Here is a 21,223-nt window from a genome sequence, read left to right as displayed (position 1 = left end):
GATCAGATCCTGACCCAGCGCCGCCCCGCGAGCGATGTGAACGCGACGAGGGTGAGGGTGGCGGCCAGGTGCATCGCCAGGTCGAACAATTGCCCTGCCACCGGGTGACACAGCCCCAGCAACATTTGCGACGTCGCCGCGATGCCCAGGCCCGCAACGGCCAGGCTACGGGCCGGATGCAGCGAACGGGTGCGCCGGATCGCGGCAACCATGATCGCGACCATCGGCAGGCCGACGACCATGAGGAAGGCGTAACAATAGATCCCGTCTCCCGCATGTCCGATCTTGTCCATCGAATTCGTCACACCGGTCAGGCCGATCAGTAACCAGGCAGCGGTCAGTGCGGCAAGGCCGCGCCAATGCCTGATGCGTTGCCCGGCAATGCTGAGGGCAAAGGCTGTTCCGATGGCAAGCATCCCGAGGCAGAACGACGCCACGACCCATAACCCTGCCCACAACGCGCCCGGGCTGGACCAGTCCGGGCGTGCCTGCGGCAGGATCCGGGAGGCGAGAAAGCCGCAGGGCAGCGCCACGAGCATCCATCCTGCCGCCCGGCGCCAGGGCGGTGCGGTCCGCTTCACGGGATGCGCGTCGCGGCACAGCCGTTCGATCAGGGCATCGTGATTATTCATGGTCGGTTTCCTTGTTGCGGCGAAGTGTGGCGAAAGCGCGGTGCAGCAGGGACTTCACTGCCGCCAGCGTCGTGCTGCTGGCCGCCGCGGCGTCGGCGAGGCTCATGTCGGATAAATGGACGAGTTCGACCACCCGCCGTTGACGCGCGGGGAGACGGCTCAGCAAATGATCCACTTGCCGCTGCGCCTGCCCATCCGGGCTGGATTCGTCCGGATGCCCGAGCACGGCCTCGTCGTCGCTCACCTCCCAATGTTCCCTGCGGCCGCGCGCACGCAGCGCGTCGATGGCGCGCGCGGCGACGATGGCGGACAGCCACGGCAAGAAGGGCCGATCGGGATCATAGGTGTGCCGGACCCGGTGGACGGTCAGCAGGACGTCCTGCACCACGTCTTCGACCAACGCATCGTCCTGGTAAATTTTTCGTCGCACGAGCGCGCGGATGGCGGGTACGATCGCCTTCAACAGGCGACAGTACGCCGCCTGGTCGCCGTCCTGGGCGCGGAGCATGAGCTGCGGCCATGCCGCCCTCGAAGCATCGTTCTCGGTTGCGTTGTTCAAGACTTGTTTGCCGAAGCCTTTTTCAAGGCGGACACCACGATATCCGGACTGAGCAGTTGCGGCAGCAGCACCGGTGCGCCCCCATCGGCCGGATACACGACGTACACGGGCAGTCCTCCCCGGCCGAACTGGTTGATGGCCTGGTCGATCTCCGGATTATATGTGGTGGAGTCGGCGACCATGTAGATCGTATCCGTCCGGGCCAATGCCTCTTGCACGACCGTGGTGGATAACGCCGCGCGATCGTTGACCTGGCATGTGATGCACCAGGAAGCGGTGAAATTGACGAAGATCGGCTTGCCGTGTCCGCGCTGCGCGGCGACGGCGTGCGGTGTCCACGCGACCGGCGTCTCCGCGCGTGCCAGCGTGCCGCCGCCAGCGCTCGTCGCCGGCAGGCCGGCCAGGGACACGCCCACGCCCGCGACAAGAAGCACGGCAAAGCCCAGCAGCGGCCGGTAACGCACTCCGGCAATCTGGCGCCGTTGTGCCAGGCCGTACACCCAGGCGGCCAATCCCAGTACCACGGCCGCTGCGAGCAGCGCGCCCAGTGCGGCGGAGCCTCCCTGCCGGTCGAGGACCCACGCCAGCCATGCCGCCGCGCCCAGCATCGGGAACGCCAGCACGTGCTTGAGCGTCGCCATCCACGCGCCGGGCTTCGGCAAGAGCCGCGCGCAGGCCGGTACGAGCGCCACGACGGTGAAAGGCGCGGCAAAGCCCAGCGCCAGCGCAAGAAAAATCGCCACGCCCTCGGCCGGCGGACGCAGCAGCGCGGCGCCGACGGCGCCCGCCATGAACGGCGCGGTGCACGGCGTCGCCACGACGATCGCCAGCGCACCGGTCAACGCGGCCCCGAGCGGCCCCGGGCGGGAGCCGGAGAGGTTACCGAGACGCTGCGCGGCCAGTCCGATCTCGAACACGCCCATCATGTTGAGCGCCAGGGCGAGCATGACGAGCGCCAGCGTGGCAATCAATACCGGCGACTGCAACTGGAAGCCCCACCCGACGGCGGCGCCACCGGCCCGTGCCGCCAACAGCGTGGCGCACAGCAGGAGCATGGTGACCACGACGCCGGCCAGGAACGCGAGTCCCTCCACCCGCGCCGCGCGCCGGTCGTGGACATGACGGACGAGGCCGAACGCTTTCAGCGAGATGACCGGAAAGACGCAGGGCATGAGGTTGAGAATCAGCCCGCCCAGGAAGGCGGCGGCCAGGGTTGCGGGCATGCTCATGCTCATGTTCATTTGGCCGCGTCATGCCAGGCCTTGACGGCATCCATGGTTTTCCTGATGTGCTGTTCGGGGTTGGCATCCGTGTAGCTGAGCAGGATCTTGCCGTCGGGTGCGATGACGAAAGAGGTGCGCTCGGACAGCAGGGTGCCGCCCTTGGTCTTGAACTGGGTCTGGTATTCCCCGGCCACCTTGGCGCCGGGATCGGCCGCCACCGCGAACTTGTCGCGGCATTCGAGTTTCGAAAACTCGGCGACGCGGTCGGCATTGCCCGCGGTAACGCCGATCACCGTCGCATTCAGCTTCCTGAAATCATCCGTCGCTTCGGCGAACGCATGCGCTTCCAGCGTGCAGCCCTGCGTGAATGCGGCGGGGAAGAAATACAGCACGACAGGCCCCTGGCGCAATGCTTGCGCCAGCGAGAACGTCATCGGCTTGCCGGCAAGCGCGGCCTGTAATCGGAAATCGGGGGCTTTCGCGCCTTCCGGCAAGGCGGCGAGCGCATGGGATGCCGAAAATGCCAGGATGGTTGCCGCTTGTGCCAGATAGGTGCCGAATCGTGCCATTGTGAACTCCTTGAAAAGTTGGTTGGCGATCCTCTGATCGCCCTACCCCCCAGTTCGCCGACGGCAGCCTGAAAGTTGCGGTTCACCATAAAAAATTTTTCTCACCCGAACAACCCGTGCAAGAACCACTTCGGCCCATCCTCGCCCATGCCGATCCGCTCCCGATACACCCAGTACAACGTGTGATCGAGTCCCTCGGCGATGAAATAGTCGCGCGTCTCCGGTCCATCCCACCAGCCGGCCTCGATACGCTCCGGATTCGACGCCATCCGCAGCGGTGAGCCATAGAACGGCCGGTGATCGCGCATCAGCAGCGCGATCGGCCGCGCCAGCAGCCACGTGGGACGCGGCAGGCTCAGGACGTCGGGCGGCAGTTGCGCGTTGCGGGCCCTGGCGCTGACCTTCTGCTGCACCGGCACCCAGACGTTGGCCTGTTCCGGGCGGTAGTCGGCCAGCGGCAGCGGTTGCAGGACGTTTTCCGGGCCCAGGCGCGCGGCCAGCAATTCCAGCATGCGCATGCGGTCTTCCTCGCTGCCGCCCGGCTCGGGGAACAGCGACGCGTTCGGCGGCGCCATCGGCCGCACCTGCAACGCTTCCAGCGCAAGGCCGATCACGGGCGCCTCCAGCGTCAGCCGGCCCAGGCGTTCCTTCAGCAGGCGCACGAGGTGCTCGTCGCGCCACGTCGGCTCGGCCAGCACGACCTCGACGCTGGTCGGCGGGCGCGCGACGCGGCCCCGTTCATGCTCCAGCTGCAGGGTAATGCGCTCCACCGCCAGCTGGCGCGCACACAGCCACCCCGTCAGCTGCAGCAGCAGGCATTGCGCGCCCGCCAGCAGCAGGTCGGCGTCGTCGATGCGGTCGTACAGTTCCAGGCGCGCGCGGAAAGTTTCCGGCGGCGCGATCCACTCGTACAGTTCCGGCACGAGACCGTAGGCGGCGTCGAGCAGGTCGAGCAGTTCGCGGCCGCAGCGCCGCTGCAGGCCGGGGCGCGGCAGGCGGCGCAGGTCGCCCAGCGTGTGGCAGCCGATGCCGTCGAACCACGCGGCGTACGGCCGGGCCGGCGGCATCAGCAGGACGGCCAGCCGGTCGAGCCGGCGCAGCAGCGCTTCCATGCGCACGGCGCGGCCTGCATTCGCGCGCGCCAGCAGCCACGCGCCGCGCGCGGTGGGCGCGCACGCGAGCGAGGCCGTGAAGCCCAGCGCGCGCACGTTGGCGCGCACGCGCCGGCACAGCGCGCGGATGCCGCCGAACAGGCGCAGGCTCGCGCCCACGTCCATCAGCAAGGTCGATTCCTCCCCTTCCGCGACCTGCGGCGTGTATTGCAGCAGGGCCAGCGCCACCGCCTGGCGCGCGTCCGCCTCCAGCGCCGGCGCCCGCTCGTGGATGCGCGCGTCCGGCAGCAGCATCAGCACGCCGCCGCGGCGCATGCCGGTGCGCACGCCGGCGTCCTGCGCGTATGGCGAGGCCACCAGTACGCGCTCCTGCTCGAGTACCACGGTGCCAACGTCAGTGCCCGTGTCAGTGGACCAGCTCGGTGTGAACACCTCCAGCGGCAACCGGGGCAGGTGCAGTGCGATCCACAGGCGCATGGCGATTGGGCAGGTAAGAGTTCAAGGGAAGGAACAGCGTCGCGTCACGCTGCGGCCCGCGGCGTTTGACGAAACCGATCTCGATGCCGCCCGCCTGCGGCCGCAGGGACAGGCGCAGCGGCGCCGGCGAGGCGTCCTGCCCGGCCGCCAGCGGACGCATCATGAAGAACAGGGTTTCCCCCGCCTGCGCGGCCAGGTGCAGGCGGCGCAGGTTGTCGGCGCGGATATTGTTCTGCCAGAACAGCAGCTGTGAATAATGAAAAAAACAGTCACCAACTGAATAAAACCATCACTAATGGAATAAAATTGTCACTCCCACCGGACTGAACATTCCTGCATAAGCATTGGAAATACGATGAACTATGTTCTTCCCTTGTTCAAACAACCGGATTACTTGATAGGGCGAAGGTGATGCGTGCAAGAACTTGAAGAGGCGTGGCCAGACAAACAGTATTTCCAAGGGCTGGCGTTAACCGGTGGTGGATTTCGCGGCATCTTTGCTGCTCAAGCGCTTGCGGCAATTGAGGCAAAAACTGGACAGCCATCCGGACGTAAGTTCGATTTGCTCTGCGGTACTTCCATCGGCGGCATTGTCGCCTTGGCTGCTGCGTTCGAGGTACCGATGAAACAAGTGGTCGATGTTTTCGGAGCCCATGGGCTGCGTATTTTTCCAGAGCACGCACGCGCACCTCGCGACGGATGGGCTGGAAAGTGGGACTTGTTACGTCACTTGGGAAAACCCCGATATTCAGCCCAACCTCTCCGTGATGCTATCGAAGAGCTAATACCCAAGAACACCCTCCTCGGGGACGCCTTGCATCCCGTCGCTATACCTGCGGTAAATTTAACGCAAGGAAGCCCCCAGGTCTTCAAAACAAGGCACAAGCGTGCGTGGGAACGAGACAGTAAGTTTCGTGTAACGGACGTGGCGTTAGCTACTGCAGCTGCGCCAACGTTTTTCGAACTGGCCGAACTCGACGGCAATCGCTACGCGGATGGCGGTCTCTTCGCTAATGCTCCCGACCAGATCGTTCTCCATGAGGCCGAGCATTACTTCGGCGTTGATCCAGGTATGGTTCGCATTCTAAGCATTGGTACGACAACTAGATCATACTCGGTTGCACATTCGGCTGGACGTGACTTCGGTATAGCCGATTGGATGGATGAGACACGGCTCTTCTCGGTAATGATCTCTGCGCAACAGCAATTTGTCGGCCAAATCATGCAGCATCGGCTGAGTGATCGTTATCTCAGGCTGGATCGCGAACCATCTCACGAACAAGCAGAAGAGCTCGGATTAGATGTGGCGACCGAGGGAGCCCGAGTGACGTTAACGAGTCTGGCAGATAAAGCAACTACCGATATTCTCAATACAAAACTGCGGCCATTTTTGGAACACATACCGCATCTCAAAATAAAAAGGGATTAATGAATGGGAAAAGCAGCTCGACTATTTAGTGGTGCCGCGCCGGACTCCCTCATCAATCGAGTCACCCCAAGTACAGAGCAGCGTGAATTTCTTCAGCGACAGTGGAACGACATGCGCGACAGCGTATGTCCGAAGTTGCAACAGGAATCGGGATATCCGATATCTACTTGGCTTCAAGGCTCATATAAATACGGCACGTTGATTCGCCCTGTCCACCTCGGTGAAGAGTACGATGTCGATGTCGGCATCTATTTTGAATGGGAAAAGGAAAAAGGAGCCGCGTACCCTTCCCCCGAACAATTGCGGTCTTGGGTCCAACGTGAATTACTCGCATATGGCAAAGAGTGTGAGATGGTCGACCGCGTCGAAGACCCCGCAAAGGAGCGCTGTTCCAGAGCGGTTTTCAAGCAACAGTTTCATATTGACACTCCAGTATACCACTTGGAGCGGTCGACAGACACTCGCCGGCTCGCTTGCCTAAACAACGGTTGGGAGCAAAGTGACCCGAAGCCAATTTATAAGTGGTTCAAAGAAGCAGCATCGGGCGATGAGCGTGATCAACTCCGACGCTTGATCCGGTACTTGAAGGGTTGGGCTGCGGTTGCCTTTATAGACATCTCGGGCTCTCGTCCATCGTCCATATTTTTGACGGTAGTTATAACAGAAGCCTACCAGGCAGGGTGGCTTGACCGCCTATTAGGACTGAAAGACGATGAGGATGCGCTGGTCGACATAATTGTCCGGGTCCATAACAGACTTTTCGCCCACCGCGAAGTACGCAATCCGGTGGCTGCAGATGAAGATCTGAACCGGATTTCAGCTGATGCATGGGATGGTTTTCTGACTTGTCTGCAAGCGTTAAGGGAAGCGGCAGAGCGGGCGCTTGACGCTGAAGATGAAGCTGGAGCTGCACTTGTCTGGTCTGAAGTATTCTCCTTTCTGATGCCGCTCCCGGAAGCCGATGAGGTTGAGATCCAAGAGAACACGTCCGGACGTGCGGTAATGCAGGTCCCAGAGATCGAGGTAACGGTTTTCATTGGAAACAGCAAACAGCCGCATACCTCTTATCGAAATGAAGTTCCAAGTGTTGGGCGAGATTGTTGGCTGGTTTTCAGAATTGTCAACGCCCACATAATTCCGGAATACGCAACCATTGAATGGACGGTAAGAAATGCAGGGGAAGAGTCCGATTTTATTGGCGACCTGGGGCATCGACAAATGGGAGTACGCTTGCTAACAGTACGAGAACACACCCAATATTTGGGCCGACATTATATGGACTGCGTTGTTCGGCTGAATGGCCAGGTTTACGCAGTCCGCCGCGTTCCTGTGCATATCCGGAACATACAAAGAGCCGAACGCAATCCGCCAAAACCCGCTTATACAAAGATCGTTAGCCGCTTGCGGAGAAGACGCTAATGACTTCGAAAGGAAGACTTGCGTGACGTCGATAGTATGCTGGTTAAACGATGACATCTTTCTTAAAGGGTTGTGGGCTGTTGCCGACTCCCGCGTTACTAATGCCTACGGAGTGCTTTCGGACAATGTCCCGAAACTTTTTTCTATACCGCTTCAGTATTACATGGACGGTGACGTCTTCCATGAGCGCCCAGTAAAAATTCTATGGCCAATGTTCGGCTTTTCTGGCAGCACGCTCATCGGGCTGAACGTAAAGGAGATTCTTTCAAATTACCTTGGGAATCTAAGCCCGATATCGTATTATGGGGGGCCTTTACCTACGATTGAAGAGCGAACGCCAACGCTCTTTGAAATTGCAGAGCTTGCCAAACGTATCGGCGAAATTTATCTTCGCAGTGTTGGGCAACTCTCACCTGGAGCCGCGAAGTGCGAATTCGTGCTTTTTGGATTCTGTCGTAGGAGCGGAAAATTCAGGGTTATTAAATTGTTTAACACCCCGGAGCATCCCGCCTCTATCACAATGGAAGAGCATAATTTGAGCGGTGATGATTATGTCATTCTTGGGGACCGGAAAAACGAGGTGCAAGCCAGGATCAACGAAAAGCGTGCGCGATTTCCACGTGACAGCCTCAATTGGGGAAGATCTCCTATTCTTGTTATGGCTGACATCTTGAGAAGCGAGGGTGTATCAACAATTGGTGGACATATGCAGATATGGGCGGCACTCGAGTACAAGAACCATTTGCTGACGATATCGCACATGGATAACATCTTGCCTCATCATGTCGGTCTAAGTCTGTTTGAAGACCTAGGTCACGTGGGTGGCTTCACGACAGGGCACGCCTTCGGATTAAGCATACCAGGGCCGGACGGATGGCCCGACTCGGCGACATGAGCTACAAAGATCAGTAGTTAGCCGTCAGCGTGCCGGATTGGACAAGTGCTGCACCTGAGTCTCGGCCGTTGATTGTACGACAGCAGCCGACCCATCGCGGACGATGGAGGTTTGCCCGCGAACGAAATGAGCTGTTGAGCTCAGGTTGCGGCTCGCCGGGACGTCGCCCTGTAGCGAGTGGTTGTTACCGTCAGTCATGCTACGAAAACTTTGTGCTCTTCCTTGTAGACGGAAATCGCACCGTCCTCTGATATTTTTATGCCGAGCCCTAGGCCACTGCCCCTTTTAGCGGCAGCGGTCCGACCTCCACCTTCACTACCCGCCGATACACTTATGATTGCACCAGCTGCAACTATATTGCCGAGGTGATCTAGTACCATTGCGCCATCTAGAGCCAACAGTTCCTGACGCAACCGCCGATCTAAATCCTGAAATCTTCCGCCCACCATTGCGCGAATAGTTTTTGATTTGATGGACGGATTTGGTCCGAAAAGCAAGTCAGACTCTGAAACAATTCTCCCGACATCGCCGAGCGATCCGGACCGGATCACAATGATGCAACCACCACTCCGAGCAAACGATATATCGAGACAGCTTTGATAGATTGCCTCTCTAAATAATCTATTTTGAGGAGGCTGCATTTGTCGCAGATACATTTCATGAGCATAGTACTGCCATTCACCACGCCGCTTAGCAAAAATCAGCCTCTTGTTTCTGAAAATCAACTGTTCCCCAAGGCGATTCAAAACCAGCGCAATTCGGCCCCCATTGGCCCAGTCTGCAATTGCGTTCAACCGATACGGAACATAATCAAGGCCGAGCTGGTTTGCTGTAAGTTGCCCAGATCCGGATATTTCGCAATCCGGGGTCACAACTAAGAGAGTATCAAATCCATTGCTTATGACTGCCGAGAAATCTTCCTTAAATATTTCAGCGAGACTGTTTCCTTGTCCGTTGGCGTTCGGATCTATACCTATGGAGGACGTAATCGCCCCACCTTCATATGTACGAGCAGACCAGGTTTCAAACTGACGCAATACCGAACTTACTGCGGCAAGACCACCTAAGTGACGCGAAATTGCTCGCGCAGGTAGAAAAGTGAATAGCTCGGCTCGGTAATTCGCATCGGCGGCACCGTGTATAGCGACAAGCTCTTCAACAAAATCCTTTGTGAGTGCCAACTCTTCGGGCGTAAATCCAGGTTGGCGATAGAGAACAATTCTATCTATACCCTCATCCTCAGCCTTGATGGCTGTCCTAGAGGGCTCGAGCGAAGCAACTCGTGGGCTGGAGGGCTGACAATTTACAGTGCCTGGCAAAACTCGGGCAGACAGAAGTGGCGCCAGATACGCGCTCAAAGCTTCTCGAAGTTCGTCTAGGGTCAATTATTTTCCTCCGAGAGTACGACGTTTTGGATTTCGCTATGCATCTAATGCATTACAAATCGAAAAACTATAACATAACTCGGAGGTTTGCGATATAACACCGTTTTTTACTCAAGAAATTCTTTGCCAACAGAGACTTGGGCTTTCAAGCATAGCACCGGACTGCGTGACCGAAAAATTTAGCCGAATAGGTAAGAAAGCGGCAAGTGATTTACGCATCTACACTTACTGCACCTGAACGATTCCGTCAGTAGCGCACGCACCGCATTATACCGAGTTGCAACGAATTGGTGTGAGCATCTCTCGCACTGGATGTTCGGTGACAGCGCTTCCGTTAGCGCACCCTGGACTTCCTTGATCTCCTTCTCCGGGCCGAGCATGCGAAATCCTAGTATGGTTCGGACCGCAAAGCCTTGCTTCGCACCTTTTTCCATAGATTTCATTCTGTCAAATAATTCAAGAACCACATGCGAAAGATATAGAAGGATTATTGGTAAAGCCGCATAAGCATGATCGTAAATATCGTCCTCAAAAGGGCTTTTGAAAATGAAATTGAAATTTTCCGGAGTGGTTTGTATCTCCGGCCGACCTACTGTAATCAAGTGCACCGCGTGCTGAAATAGTTGAAAGAGCCCGTCCGGTTCTGTTGACGTAAATAGGAGGTTATAAATTGTTTCCGAGCTTAAAACTCCTTTCACGGCCGTTTGCGCTAAGGCGTCAGCAAGAATCTCGCGGCGGATATTTCCGATTTTCTTGTTCGTTAAGAGATCCGGATCCCCAGATGAAAACGCCTGGTAAAATGCGTTTTCATCTGCCAGCATCCACGATAGATAAATCAAACTATCCATCAATGGTTTGCGCAACAAGTTGAAAGCGACAACAAATTTGCGCTTCTCCATGCACTGAAGGGCTTCATAGAGATGGTGCAAAGAATCGGACACCATTGCCATCTTAATCGTATTGAGAATAACCTTTCGAGCCTCTTCTGCATACCCAGTTGCCCGCATTGCCTCGATAGCCCCTTCTTTTGCCAAGTTCTCGAAATTCTCTGCCTTATGCTTATCCGCAAAGGTCACGCTGACCGTATGAGCTTCGACTTCTTCATACTCGACAAGCAGGCGGGCACATTCGTCATGAAGAAAGTAGCAATACTCGTGCGCTAGATGCAGTTCATACGGAATCCATTGGCGGCGTCGACGTGGAATTATTCCGCTTGAAGTCATATTTTCATCTCGTTCTTGAGTAAATGAAACCTGAGTTTTCACAGGTTACAATAATTTCGTCCGCCGCACGTCATTTTATGTGCAGCGCGCAGCGCCCCTGTTCCTGCCCGGGACATTAAGTGAACTTCCAGTTAGGTCCAAGTCTCGCCTATGACCGCTATCGACCCGAACCGGATGGTCATCTTAAGGCGTCTCGATAGGTAGACGTTCGGACGAACGTTTCATTCAGGATTGGGTGTCTTGGCTGACGCAGCATCGTAAACATCGTCAGGTATGGTCGGGCTCGTCTTGTCAACCTGGAATTGTTGGAAGAGCGACGAGCAGACATCCATCAGGCGTTTCTTTCGCTTGCCTGCTCGCTCATCTGCTGGCGGTATGTCGAACGGTTTTGTTAGGTGCTCTAAGAGCACCTAACAAAACCTCTCGACATACGCGTGGACCGAACGCTGGCGCCGTACAGTAATGCATCACGACCGCGAGTTGGATATCTCGGCCGCCCGGGTATAGCTGGCCGAGGCGCGTACGTGCTTGTATCCTCCAGGCATGGCCAGCTGAGTGATCGCCAGCCTGAGGCGACTTCGCAGCTCTACCGTTCCATGCCAATCTGGCCCGGAGCACAGCCCGGCGATGTGCAATTGCGGGCGTCAGTTGCGTCGTCAGCACTGCCGTGGTGTCAATTGTTTTCGGCAGAAATCTAGGGCCGGGCCGCTGGGCTTGTTTTGTGCGCTCAGCGATGTGGTCCAGCGCCGGCAGCCATGGCGATCCACTAGAGGTCCCTCATGTAAACGCACCACTCTGCATCCTCGCGAGAAGCCTTGATACCTGGCCCTGTCCCTCGATCGTATCCATGTACTCCATAGGGCGGCGTCCACCTAGCGAGGGCATGGGCTGATTCAACCAGTTGGTCAACCATTTGTCGACGTCAAAGCCCGCAGCCGCAACTGGGTCGCCTGATTCGGCGAGCATAACCTTGACCTGATTGATCAGCTTGGAAATTCCGGCGCTGTCGTTTTCCATGCGCTCAGACGACTCATTCATGTACGTCGTTCCTTTCTCTCGATATGCGAACTTTTCTGGAAGACCAACCCGCAATAGCAACCGCATCCAAAGGCGCCAGCTACCGTTGTTTATGGAAGCGCAACATCGGGATGCCCAAGCGCCCAACCTCAAGCGCCAAGCCCCTGCCCGGAGTAAGACATGGCCTGAGCTCAGCGGACACTCACTAGAGAAGGACGAGATCCTCGTCTTCTATACACGGTTGGCTGAACTGGACAATGCCATCGTGATGCCTAAAGGACAATTTCTGCTTTATGCCCGGGATTGGATCGGGGAACTCAAACGCTGTTCTACCTTCCTGCACCCTATAGCGCAATTCGCCGCGTTGGTAGCTGTACTCACTTGCGATATCGTCCACATGGGTTACCTCCTCACTTGACGCAATGACAAGCTCCCTGCCAAGTGGTTTTGAGACGACGGCACCAGACAAAAACTGGAGTGGAAATTTAAGACTTGGACCTTTGTAGCGTGCTGAGACCACATGTGTTGCGTAATAAGTTATACCCTGAGTAATGTTGTCGTACCCAACGACAGCCTGATACAACAGAATTGCGTCAACCGAACAACCTTCCTTGGCGATCGCCTCGTTCGCGTAGCGACGTACTTCTTCGACGTCTGCTGAGCCGTGCAGCCGCATGAAGATTACGTTGCTATATTCCGGGCTTCGAGGTGAGTGCTCGTCAAATTTCTTTATCGCGATATTGATATTCTTCCTGAACCTAGCTTGTTCGTAGGCAGTTTGAGGGCACATTACATTGCACGTGTAGGAGCCTGGCAGAAACTTTGAGTCGGATAGCTTTCGCATCTGAATAGAGGCGCCCCTTTTTGGGAACAACCCTGGAGCGAGTTCACCAGATCGAATAGGTGTGGCCCGCAGCACGCGGGCAATCTCCTCGAATGCAGAGGTATCTAGATGCGTGCGGGATCGGATGACGGCTTGCCAGCCAGCGGCTGAAGCAAGAACACGCCGCCGAACGATATTGGCTAATCTCGCACTTTCAAAGCGAAATTGCTTCTCATGCGTTGAAATATCATGGTTTTTGATGGATACCCTAAGGTTGTAGCCGTCTCGATCCGACACCACGGCGTCGTAGCCAGGAAAGTGTTTTTTCATGGGTCGAACGTTCATGCCACGAGCGGCTAGACTCCCAAGAGTAACAATCTCGAACAGTGGGCCATGGGGGCTTTGATCTTGGTCCTTGACATCCTGGACAGTATCAGCCAGCCATCTCTTATGCTCCGGTTCCAACTGTTTAATGAAGAAGCCGAGCGATGCAATCTCGACCTTGGCGAGCTTGTCGGTTCTTCTCCAGACAGTCCTTAGCCGATGTGGCGCAGATTGCGCGAGCCAGGTTGAACTGAAGAGAGACTCAACGAAAACTCGGTATTTGCTGAAATCTTCCGGGGTCATGACGGCATGGCAGAAAGTTGGTTGGTCCATTCTCAGCATTTAGCCCAGTTGCTGAGGTACTTGGCATAACACCGTCGATGATAAGCGTCGCTCTGCGTTGAGCCAAGTTACTTTGCACCGCGACCAAACATGAACACACCAAGGATTGTGCTGTGGCGGAACTAGCATGCCGAGCCCCGGCGCCAATGCCTTCATCTAGATATCTCCGTCAGGACCTTTGTGCCGAGAAGGCTTTCTGATAGCAATCTGACAAAAATAGTGAAGCCAGAGGCGTTGCTAAATTTTTGCTTTATTAACCACTTGTAGCCTTTACAATCGCCCTCATATAGTTTGACTAGCGTCAATATTACATCCGCGAAATAATGAGGAAAAAAAATGGTAACACAGCAAGATCATGAGTACACCATGATGGGCGGAGTTAACCGGGCAAAGATTGGCCGCTATCTGAGCTTAGCCTCAAGCACGATCTCAGCCGGGCTTGTGTTCCTACTGTTGACAGCTGTTGACCTAGCGAAGAAGTTCCATCTTCCGGTTAACGTGCCGCCTGCCGTGCTATCGCTAGTTGGCGCTGGAGCTGTGTTTGGTGCCTTGTATTGGCTGTTGAATTCGTATATGTGGCGATGGCCAGGGGTTACCCACATTCTGAAGGTACCGGATCTGTCCGGCACGTGGGACTGCGTGGGTGAATCTCTTGGACCCAACGCGCCAGTGCCACCCCAGTGGAACGGTGAAGTAACCGTTGTTCAGACTTGGGACAAGCTGCGCATTCGCTTGAAGACTGCTCACTCTGGCTCCAGCAGCATGGCAGCGGCACTTGGCTACGATAGTGTCGATGGCTTCGTGCTCCTGTATCAATATCGCAATGATCCTAATATCGTCGCGGCAGCGGCAGGCATGGCATCGCATATGGGGTGCGCGGTTGTCACGATCACAAAGGATCTGAAGTCGGCAAGCGCAGAGTACTTCAACGGCGGTAGCCGATTGACTTTTGGCAAAATGAGCTGGACAAAGAGGACGTGATGGCCACTGATATTAACAAGCGCCTGAGCCAACTGCGGGCGCGTCGCGACGGCACCGATCGAATGGCGATCGATGAGTCAGTCCGTAATGAAGTACTTGCGAAGAGTCTTTATCCGTCGGTAGAGCCATGGGAAAAACGGGGTAAGAACGACCAGCCCCACACTCGTTACGCCATCGGTGCAATGCAGCCGGTGAACAGCACTTACACGCGCATCAGTCGCGAGACTGCAGACCGTGTCGCCAACCAACTGAGCTCCCGGTTGGCTAAGGCAGGCATTACCGCGGAATTTAGATTGCAGGGTTCGGTTCCGCTGGATGTGCACATCCGACGGGTTAGCGATGTAGACCTGCTTGTGATCGATCTAAGCCATCTGGTCTACCAGACGACGGGTGTCAGGGCTCGCAACGGTACATATAAACCAGCCACAAGTACTTCGGCGCTTGTTTTGAGCCGGCTGCGCCAGCAGGTCGAAGCTGACCTTCCTGATGCATTTCCGGCCGCCACGGTCGATGTCGAAGGTGCGAAAGCCGTTAAAATTTCAGGTGGTTCGCTTCCTCGTTCGGTTGACGTCGTGCCAGCCCATTGGTTCGACACCGTCGACTACCAAGCTACCGGGCAAGAGGTCGACCGCGGTGTCTACATCTATAACAAAAATACAGGCGAGACGATCGACAACCTGCCATTTTTGCACATAGCCCGAGTTGCGGCGCGCTGCGACTCCATTCGCGGGGGTCTTCGTAAGGCGATCCGCCTATGCAAAAGCGTCAAAGCGGACTCCGATCGCGACATCACGCTTCCCAGCTACGATATCGCTGCGACCATGTACCACTCTGACATGGCAGCTCTATGGTGGGGGCAACATAACGACCTTGCAGTGCTGGCGGAAACACAGCGCTTTCTAGATCTTCTTGCAAGAAATGACGACTTGGCGAAATCGCTTGTGGTACCAGACGGTAGTCGTAAAATTTTTAACAGTGCTGAGAAGTTGAGCGGACTCCTGCGCCTTTCGATTGAGCTCGACGAGCTGCTAAACAAGGTCTACGAGGAAAACGTGCCAAGCTTGAATGCTGCCGCGCTACCGTTTGCCAACAAGCGTGCCGTTGTCGGCACTCTGTCAATCTAAGTTGAGCTAGATTGCCGGAAATAATAGCTCCGCATAGGTAAAACTCGGGTTCAAGACGTGATAGTAGATGATGTTTGCAGCCGAGTTTGCCGCGATCAGTTGGGTTTCGGCCAGTATGCTCGCCACCAGTCGGTGCTGACACGCTAGCAGCGTCGATACTGGCTCGGTCCGACATGATCTGGTCATGCTTCCGGAGGTGCCCTAACATGGCATTGACATGAACGGCCTGTTCTTAGCCGGACTGATGCCGTGGCCGAAGCACTCATTTCCGACGAGCTCTGGCCCCTTGTCGCAGCTCATCTTCCAACAGACCCGCCCTCCCCCGCTCTCCGAAACTGGGTGACCAGCCCAGCCCGCCCATGGTGCCTTCACCATCCTGACGAGCGCGATCGCAGCGGACTCAGGCTGAGCTTTCTTTAGACACCCCTCTCGCCGTCTCATGAAGGGCTTGCTGCTTCAGTTCTGACATTCCGGAGTAAATAAGGATGATGTCGGCCAACCGGTCATCTGGACAGTAAAAGTAGGCTGGCGATACATCTAAAACTCTTGCAAGAGCCTCTACAAATTGGAACGGCGGTTCATGGATGCCACTCTCATATCGGCTGATCCGTGCGCTGCTAGACGATTCCTCCAGGCCGGCCATGACGCCGAGCTCATCTTGGGCCAGCTTGCGACGCTGTCGGGCCTGACGCAGTCGCAGGCCGAAGATGAGGTTCGAAGATTTATTGCGTGGAGGCATCCTACGATAATCGTAGGTTTCGCTGGACCTTTCTCTACGAAAAACGTAGAATCGACTTGACATCTTTGGCGTCGGGGCTGTGTTCGTATGTTTGTAGGAAGGGGCTTTTGCATGTTGGATGCAGTAACGTTGGATGCAATCGAGAAGGAGCTGTCAGCGCTCCTGGAAGACGGCAGCGAGCCGTCCGCGCAGCGCGCCAAGGAACTGGTCGAAACGCTGGAAGCGGCCGTGGAGGCGAACCAGCAGATGAAATCCGAGCCAGTGCAGCAGAAGCTACGCACCTTGCTTGAGGAGCATCCGTGGATGGCTTCTGATGTGGTCGAGCGTGAGATTGGTGTTATCGCGAATGAGAATGCCAGCATCCGGTCTAAACGCAGCAAAGTGATCGCCATCGCCAACCGCATGACTGAAGCATTGGCACCCCATGTCGCATGCAGGGCTGGCTGCAGCTCGTGCTGCCACATGAACACGATTATCTACGAGCATGAGGCGATTCGGTTGGCCGAAGTCTCTGGGCGAAAAATGACGCGCCTGCCTTTCCGGCCAAGCGATGTCGTGTTCGCCGAAGGCCTCAAGTTCAACGGCAGGCCGTGTCCGTTCCTGGTCGAGAATCGGTGCTCGGTTTATGAAGACCGTCCGCTGGTGTGCCGGACACACCATTCGCTGCGCGAGGACGCGACACAGTGCAGCATGGAGATTCCGACATCCCTGCAAGTCCGGCCACCGATGTATGATCCCGATAATTTGGAATTACCATACCGCGAACTGAATGTCATGCACAACTTGATGGAACCCCATGGCAATATCGCTGAGTTCTTTCCAGACTGATGCACGTGCATTTTCCAGGGTCGAAGGTATTTCAAGCCGTACTAACGACAGCAGCGCCGGCCCGGTACGATTTCGGTGCTGGCACATCGCCCTGCAACTGCTCCGCATGAACCAGGACCGGCGCGACGAAGATGAGTTTGCGCTGCTGATTGCCGATGCCAAAGGGCTGCATACGAAAATGCCCACGGCGCCAATGCGGCGCCACACCACCTCCCGCCGCTCCTTCCGAAGCGCCCGGCGGCAATGTCTCTGGGCCGACGAGGATGCCATTGTAGAGTGAGGCCGCTCTTTGCAACAGCTTGGCGCGCTTGCGCTCTCGCAGGCCGGCTGCGCGGCGTAGCGCTTCGTCGTATTCGCAGTGAGGCGTCACGCGTGCCTGCTTCAAGGCCATGTAGAGAAACACACGTACCACGTAGCTGACTGCGGCGTGCATTGACCGATGGATTTCACTCTCGTCCGCCGCCTTGACGTTGCCGAGGATCTCAGCCAGCCATTCGCCGACCGTGAGGTCCCCGCGATCAGTTTCGCCGAGCAGCGAGACATGTCCACCATAGCTGTCCTGCCGCTTGCTGATGAAGACGAGTTCCAGCGTCCAGCACTTCTCCTCTCGGTCGCCTGACGAGGGATGCTGCGTCAGAAAACAGAAAACTCCGTCGAAGCAGTGATCGGGAGATTGCGGGTCCGGCACTTTCAAATACCGTTTGGCCACTTCACCGAACCGCAAGTACTGAGCGCGGTAGGGCGGTGCAACCATGCTCATCGGAAGACTGAGATCCACGTCCGAATTCGCCAGCAGCGTTTCCAGAGCCGCTGTGGCCTCGACCACTGTCCCCTCGCTCAAATGGTACTTGAGGTTCGTGCTGACCTGGAACGCGAGCCGTAGGCAATCCTCGTCGCTTATCCGCGCGACTAGCGAAGATGAGGAGCGCGTGCATTCCAGCTGCCGGAGTATTTCCTGTCTAATTTGCCAGCACAGCGTGCCAGGAGCCTGCCAAAGGGGCCAAAGTCCAGTGTTCCCGAGCGCATGCGCCCAAGCGTCCAGCGCCCCCTGTGCCCGGAACTGTATGGGATAAGGCCGGCCAAAAAGCCGCGTCACAGGGCTGCGAACCAGCGCCGGTCCGATGTTGACGAACCCGTCCATCCCTGCGGGTTGCTGACCCATTATGTTCGTGGCACGCGCCTGTCCATATTGCTTCAGGTTTTTCGGCATTGCCCGTCTCCTCCAGGAAAACTGTCAGGAAGACTTTAGATATGACGCAGGGAAACGTGTTGATACCGATTAAGTTACTTCTGGCAGCCTCCGGGTAACGTGTTCGTTGAACATTTTTCACTTCGATCAAGGCCACGGGCAACGGGAGGCAATCAATGGGCGAAAGCCAGGAAATCGCGGCGAGTGCCGCGCGGTCGGCGTTCAGCGGTGTATCCCAGCACAACCGGCTCATGCGGCTCGATTTTCCATTGAAGGATGGGCCGCCCGCGATCCTGCTGCCGAACAAGTTCGTCGCTCACGAGGAAGTTTCACGAAGCTTCCGCTTCGATGTCGAAGTGCTGTCGGATGACGCGCGCATCCCGCTGAAAATGCTGATGGGCCGGATGGTGACGATCTCCCTGGTCCGGGAAGACGGGTCACTACGCTACTTCAACGGCTACATCACCGAATTCCGCCTCCTGCGCAGCGATGGCGGCTTCGCCTTTTACCGGATGGTGCTCGAACCCTGGCTCGCATTCACACGCCTGCGCAAGAACTGCGTTTCGTTCCATAATAAAAACGTGCGGGAGATCACCGAGGAAACCCTGCGGCACTACCGTCAGGCCGACTGGCAACTGTACCCGATCGACGAGTCGAAGCTGACCGTCGCCAACCAGTACAACGAGACCGACTACAACCACCTGCACCGGCGCTGGGAAGCGCTCGGCCTGTACTACTGGTACGAGCACAGGTTCGACGGCCACCAGCTCATGATTTCGGACAACAGCTTCCTGGCCGCGCCCATCGACGAGGAAGCGTACGTGATCTCGTTCCATGACAAGAGCGGCTCGCGCGAAGACGATGGCATTCACGAGTGGACGGCAATCCGGCGCCTGGGCTCAGGACAGACCACGCTGGCGACTTTCGACTACAAAAACCCTCGCGCGCAACGCGCTGAAGTCGCTTCCCTCAACCAGCAAGGGGACATTTTCTCTTACGAGGTCTACGAGGACACTGGCTCCTATGGCTTTCGCTTGAACACCGACGGCGAACAGCTGGCGGCGCGGCGCATGGAGGAAGCGGACAAGGACAGACAGTATTTCGAAGCGAAGGGCAACGAACGCTTCGTGCTGCCCGGTCGCAGGTTCAAGCTCGGCGGCCACTTCAGCACCGAGCCGCGCTTGCGCGAGTACGACCCCGAGCCGCGCCGAGGCATTGGAGATCGTTATTACCTGATCCTGTCTGCCGATCATGAGGTATCGAATAATTACCAGGCCGGTGCGGGCGCACCCTCGCGCTACGCAAATCGCTTCACGTGCATCCGCCAGGACATCCGCTGGCGTCCCGGCCGCAACTACAACAGCGAGCCGTCTACCTACACGGGACTGCACACGGCCATCGTCGTCGGCCCGGACGGTGCCGACATCCACACGGACGGCTACGGGCGCGTCAAGTTGCAGTTTCACTGGGACCGGCTGGGCGATTACAACGAACGCAGCTCGCCGTGGATTCGGGTGATGACGCCGGCGGCCGGCAACCAGTTCGGACAGATTCGGCTGCCCCGCGTTGGCGAAGAAGTGGCCGTTGTGTACGCCAACGGTAATATCGACCATCCCCTCATACTCGGCGCGCTCTACAACCAAACCCATATGCCGCCGTGGTCCTTGCCGGAGCAGCAGTCGCTCGCCGGCCTGCGCAGCCGGGAACTGGGCGGCGGGGCGCGCGGCAATCACCTCGTGCTCGACGACACGCAAGATAAAATCCAGGCACAACTGAAAAGCGATCATCAGTGCAGTCAACTGTCGCTCGGCCACATCACGCGCATCGAGGACAACGCGGGCCGCAAGGACGCGCGCGGGGAAGGTTGGGAACTGCGCACCGACGGGCATGGCGTGGCTCGCGCAGCCAAGGGACTGTTGATCACGACCGAAGCGCGGCAAGCCGGGCGCGGGCCGATCAAGGACATGGGCGAAACGGCAAGCCGGCTGGATGCGGCGCACAAGCTGCACGATGACAAGGCGACGGCCGCACTGCAAGGTTTGGCGCAGGAAAGCGGACAGCAGCACGATGTCGCCGATGCACTGAAGGCGCAAAACGACGCGGTACGCGGCACCGGTGGAAAATTCCCCGAGCTTTCCGAACCCCACCTCGTCCTGGCCAGCCCGGCCGGAATCGAGACGACCTCGGCACAATCGACCCATATCGCCAGCGCCGAGCACACGGCGCTGACGGCTGGACGCAGCGTCTCGATCGCAACAGGCGACAGCCTATTCGCAAGCATCAAGCAAACGTTCCGCCTGTTCGTCCACAAGGCGGGCATGAAGCTGGTTGCTGCGGCCGGCAAGATCACCGTGCAGGCGCATGACGACGACATCCAGGTCATTGCCAACAAGGTCCTGTCCCTGATCAGCCAAACAGATTGGATCGACCTGAAAGGGAAAAAAGGGGTGCGGCTGCATGGCCCCGAGTGTATGGTCGAAATCACCGACCGCATGCAGGTCTTCGCGCCCAAGCCGGCGCTATTCCACGGCAACCTCGAGACCCTCGCGCCCCAGAATCGGCCGCAACCGTCGACTGAGCACAAGGTCACCATTGCGGAACCGAAGACGCCGGCAGATCCGAAGCAGCTACTCTTCATGCTGCAGACCCATCCCGAAAGCGGACGCCCGTTTGCGAACGTTCCTTACACCCTCTACAAGAACGGCAGTCAGGTCGACGAAGGCATCACCGACGGTCTGGGACGTATCGCCATCGAGCATAAGGGCGGGACGCCGGGCTACACGGTCGAGCTGGCGAACGGCGAAAAATTCGATCTTAAAGCTTGGGAGAAGTTCGATCCCAAAGACAAAGCCTTGCACAGTGAGCAGATGCTGTCGAACCAGGGAGCGCGTTCGCTCGATGGGTCGACAGACGGACGCACACATTCCTGAATT

19 protein-coding genes and 1 pseudogene are annotated in these 21,223 nt (G+C 57.4%); 8 read left to right on the top strand and 12 right to left on the bottom strand.

Annotated features, from left to right (window positions below; genetic code table 11):
• Window positions 1-2: 2 nt before the first annotated feature.
• From ASD28_RS28150 to ASD28_RS28130, 5 genes are all read right to left on the bottom strand, one after another.
• Entirely contained in the window at window positions 3-632 is a 630-nt protein-coding gene (locus ASD28_RS28150; RefSeq protein WP_056136536.1) for an NrsF family protein, read from the bottom strand.
• Window positions 625-1,191, bottom strand: coding sequence for a sigma-70 family RNA polymerase sigma factor (locus ASD28_RS28145; protein WP_229412063.1), 567 nt, complete (start codon window positions 1,189-1,191; stop codon window positions 625-627). The genes ASD28_RS28150 and ASD28_RS28145 overlap by 8 nt, the downstream gene beginning before the upstream one ends.
• The gene (locus ASD28_RS28140) at window positions 1,188-2,414 is read right to left on the bottom strand and encodes a protein-disulfide reductase DsbD (protein WP_056136903.1); all 1,227 of its coding nucleotides are present in this window, start codon (window positions 2,412-2,414) and stop codon (window positions 1,188-1,190) included. The genes ASD28_RS28145 and ASD28_RS28140 overlap by 4 nt, the downstream gene beginning before the upstream one ends.
• Window positions 2,415-2,428: 14 nt before the next feature.
• Complete coding sequence (locus tag ASD28_RS28135) at window positions 2,429-2,983, bottom strand: peroxiredoxin (RefSeq protein ID WP_056136532.1); 555 nt, start codon at window positions 2,981-2,983, stop codon at window positions 2,429-2,431.
• 101 nt (window positions 2,984-3,084) lie between these two features.
• The gene (locus ASD28_RS28130; RefSeq protein WP_056136530.1) at window positions 3,085-4,572 is read right to left on the bottom strand and encodes a DNA polymerase Y family protein; all 1,488 of its coding nucleotides are present in this window, start codon (window positions 4,570-4,572) and stop codon (window positions 3,085-3,087) included.
• Here ASD28_RS28130 and ASD28_RS33235 point away from each other — a divergent pair.
• The 4 genes from ASD28_RS33235 (at window position 4,571) to ASD28_RS32205 (ending at window position 8,315) form a co-directional block, all read left to right on the top strand.
• Window positions 4,571-4,825 carry a hypothetical protein gene (locus tag ASD28_RS33235; RefSeq protein ID WP_056136528.1) on the top strand — a complete coding sequence of 85 codons (255 nt, stop codon included), beginning with the start codon at window positions 4,571-4,573 and terminating at the stop codon, window positions 4,823-4,825. The genes ASD28_RS28130 and ASD28_RS33235 overlap by 2 nt on opposite strands.
• A 162-nt stretch (window positions 4,826-4,987) precedes the next feature.
• Window positions 4,988-6,001 (top strand): CBASS cGAMP-activated phospholipase, encoded by a 1,014-nt coding sequence (locus ASD28_RS31515; protein ID WP_082577184.1) that lies wholly within the window; start codon window positions 4,988-4,990, stop codon window positions 5,999-6,001.
• 3 nt (window positions 6,002-6,004) lie between these two features.
• Window positions 6,005-7,420 carry a cyclic GMP-AMP synthase DncV-like nucleotidyltransferase gene (locus tag ASD28_RS31510; protein ID WP_082577183.1) on the top strand — a complete coding sequence of 472 codons (1,416 nt, stop codon included), beginning with the start codon at window positions 6,005-6,007 and terminating at the stop codon, window positions 7,418-7,420.
• A 22-nt stretch (window positions 7,421-7,442) separates the two neighbouring features.
• The gene (locus ASD28_RS32205) at window positions 7,443-8,315 is read left to right on the top strand and encodes a hypothetical protein (RefSeq protein WP_156403734.1); all 873 of its coding nucleotides are present in this window, start codon (window positions 7,443-7,445) and stop codon (window positions 8,313-8,315) included.
• Window positions 8,316-8,509: 194 nt separating this feature from the next.
• Here ASD28_RS32205 and ASD28_RS32200 read toward each other — a convergent pair whose 3' ends face one another.
• From ASD28_RS32200 to ASD28_RS32195, 4 genes are all read right to left on the bottom strand, one after another.
• Window positions 8,510-9,700, bottom strand: coding sequence for a hypothetical protein (locus ASD28_RS32200; protein WP_156403733.1), 1,191 nt, complete (start codon window positions 9,698-9,700; stop codon window positions 8,510-8,512).
• A gap of 179 nt (window positions 9,701-9,879) precedes the next feature.
• A complete protein-coding gene (locus ASD28_RS28115; protein WP_156403732.1) occupies window positions 9,880-10,965 on the bottom strand; it encodes a hypothetical protein in 1,086 nt (361 codons plus the stop codon).
• Window positions 10,966-11,700: 735 nt separating this feature from the next.
• A complete protein-coding gene (locus tag ASD28_RS28110) occupies window positions 11,701-11,961 on the bottom strand; it encodes an MbcA/ParS/Xre antitoxin family protein (RefSeq protein ID WP_056136521.1) in 261 nt (86 codons plus the stop codon).
• 184 nt (window positions 11,962-12,145) lie between these two features.
• Window positions 12,146-13,429 carry a hypothetical protein gene (locus tag ASD28_RS32195; protein WP_156403731.1) on the bottom strand — a complete coding sequence of 428 codons (1,284 nt, stop codon included), beginning with the start codon at window positions 13,427-13,429 and terminating at the stop codon, window positions 12,146-12,148.
• Window positions 13,430-13,765: 336 nt separating this feature from the next.
• Here ASD28_RS32195 and ASD28_RS28100 point away from each other — a divergent pair, with 336 nt between their 5' ends.
• The gene (locus ASD28_RS28100; RefSeq protein WP_056136517.1) at window positions 13,766-14,410 is read left to right on the top strand and encodes a hypothetical protein; all 645 of its coding nucleotides are present in this window, start codon (window positions 13,766-13,768) and stop codon (window positions 14,408-14,410) included.
• Window positions 14,410-15,534: a hypothetical protein gene (locus ASD28_RS28095; protein ID WP_056136515.1), complete on the top strand. Its 1,125-nt coding sequence runs from the start codon at window positions 14,410-14,412 to the stop codon at window positions 15,532-15,534. Before ASD28_RS28100 ends, ASD28_RS28095 begins: the two co-directional genes overlap by 1 nt.
• A gap of 61 nt (window positions 15,535-15,595) precedes the next feature.
• Here ASD28_RS28095 and ASD28_RS33025 read toward each other — a convergent pair.
• Together ASD28_RS33025 and ASD28_RS31505 are read right to left on the bottom strand one after the other, a co-directional pair.
• Window positions 15,596-15,745, bottom strand: a pseudogene (locus ASD28_RS33025) (IS5/IS1182 family transposase); the annotation flags it as partial.
• Between the two features lie 189 nt (window positions 15,746-15,934).
• A complete protein-coding gene (locus tag ASD28_RS31505; RefSeq protein WP_156403730.1) occupies window positions 15,935-16,273 on the bottom strand; it encodes a helix-turn-helix transcriptional regulator in 339 nt (112 codons plus the stop codon).
• A gap of 111 nt (window positions 16,274-16,384) precedes the next feature.
• Between ASD28_RS31505 and ASD28_RS28090 the strand changes: the two genes are divergently transcribed.
• Window positions 16,385-17,101, top strand: coding sequence for a YkgJ family cysteine cluster protein (locus tag ASD28_RS28090; RefSeq protein ID WP_056136513.1), 717 nt, complete (start codon window positions 16,385-16,387; stop codon window positions 17,099-17,101).
• 31 nt (window positions 17,102-17,132) lie between these two features.
• Here ASD28_RS28090 and ASD28_RS28085 read toward each other — a convergent pair whose 3' ends face one another.
• Window positions 17,133-18,311 carry a hypothetical protein gene (locus tag ASD28_RS28085; RefSeq protein ID WP_056136510.1) on the bottom strand — a complete coding sequence of 393 codons (1,179 nt, stop codon included), beginning with the start codon at window positions 18,309-18,311 and terminating at the stop codon, window positions 17,133-17,135.
• Between the two features lie 155 nt (window positions 18,312-18,466).
• Here ASD28_RS28085 and ASD28_RS28080 point away from each other — a divergent pair, with 155 nt between their 5' ends.
• Window positions 18,467-21,220, top strand: a complete 2,754-nt coding sequence (locus tag ASD28_RS28080; protein ID WP_082577180.1) for a type VI secretion system Vgr family protein — start codon at window positions 18,467-18,469, stop codon at window positions 21,218-21,220.
• The last annotated feature ends 3 nt before the right edge of the window (window positions 21,221-21,223 follow it).

Origin of the sequence: Massilia sp. Root133 (assembly GCF_001426525.1) — a bacterium.
Lineage (GTDB): Bacteria > Pseudomonadota > Gammaproteobacteria > Burkholderiales > Burkholderiaceae_D > Telluria > Telluria orientalis.
The sequence above is the reverse complement of the archived record's forward strand: the minus strand, read 5'-3'. Positions and strand labels throughout refer to the sequence as shown.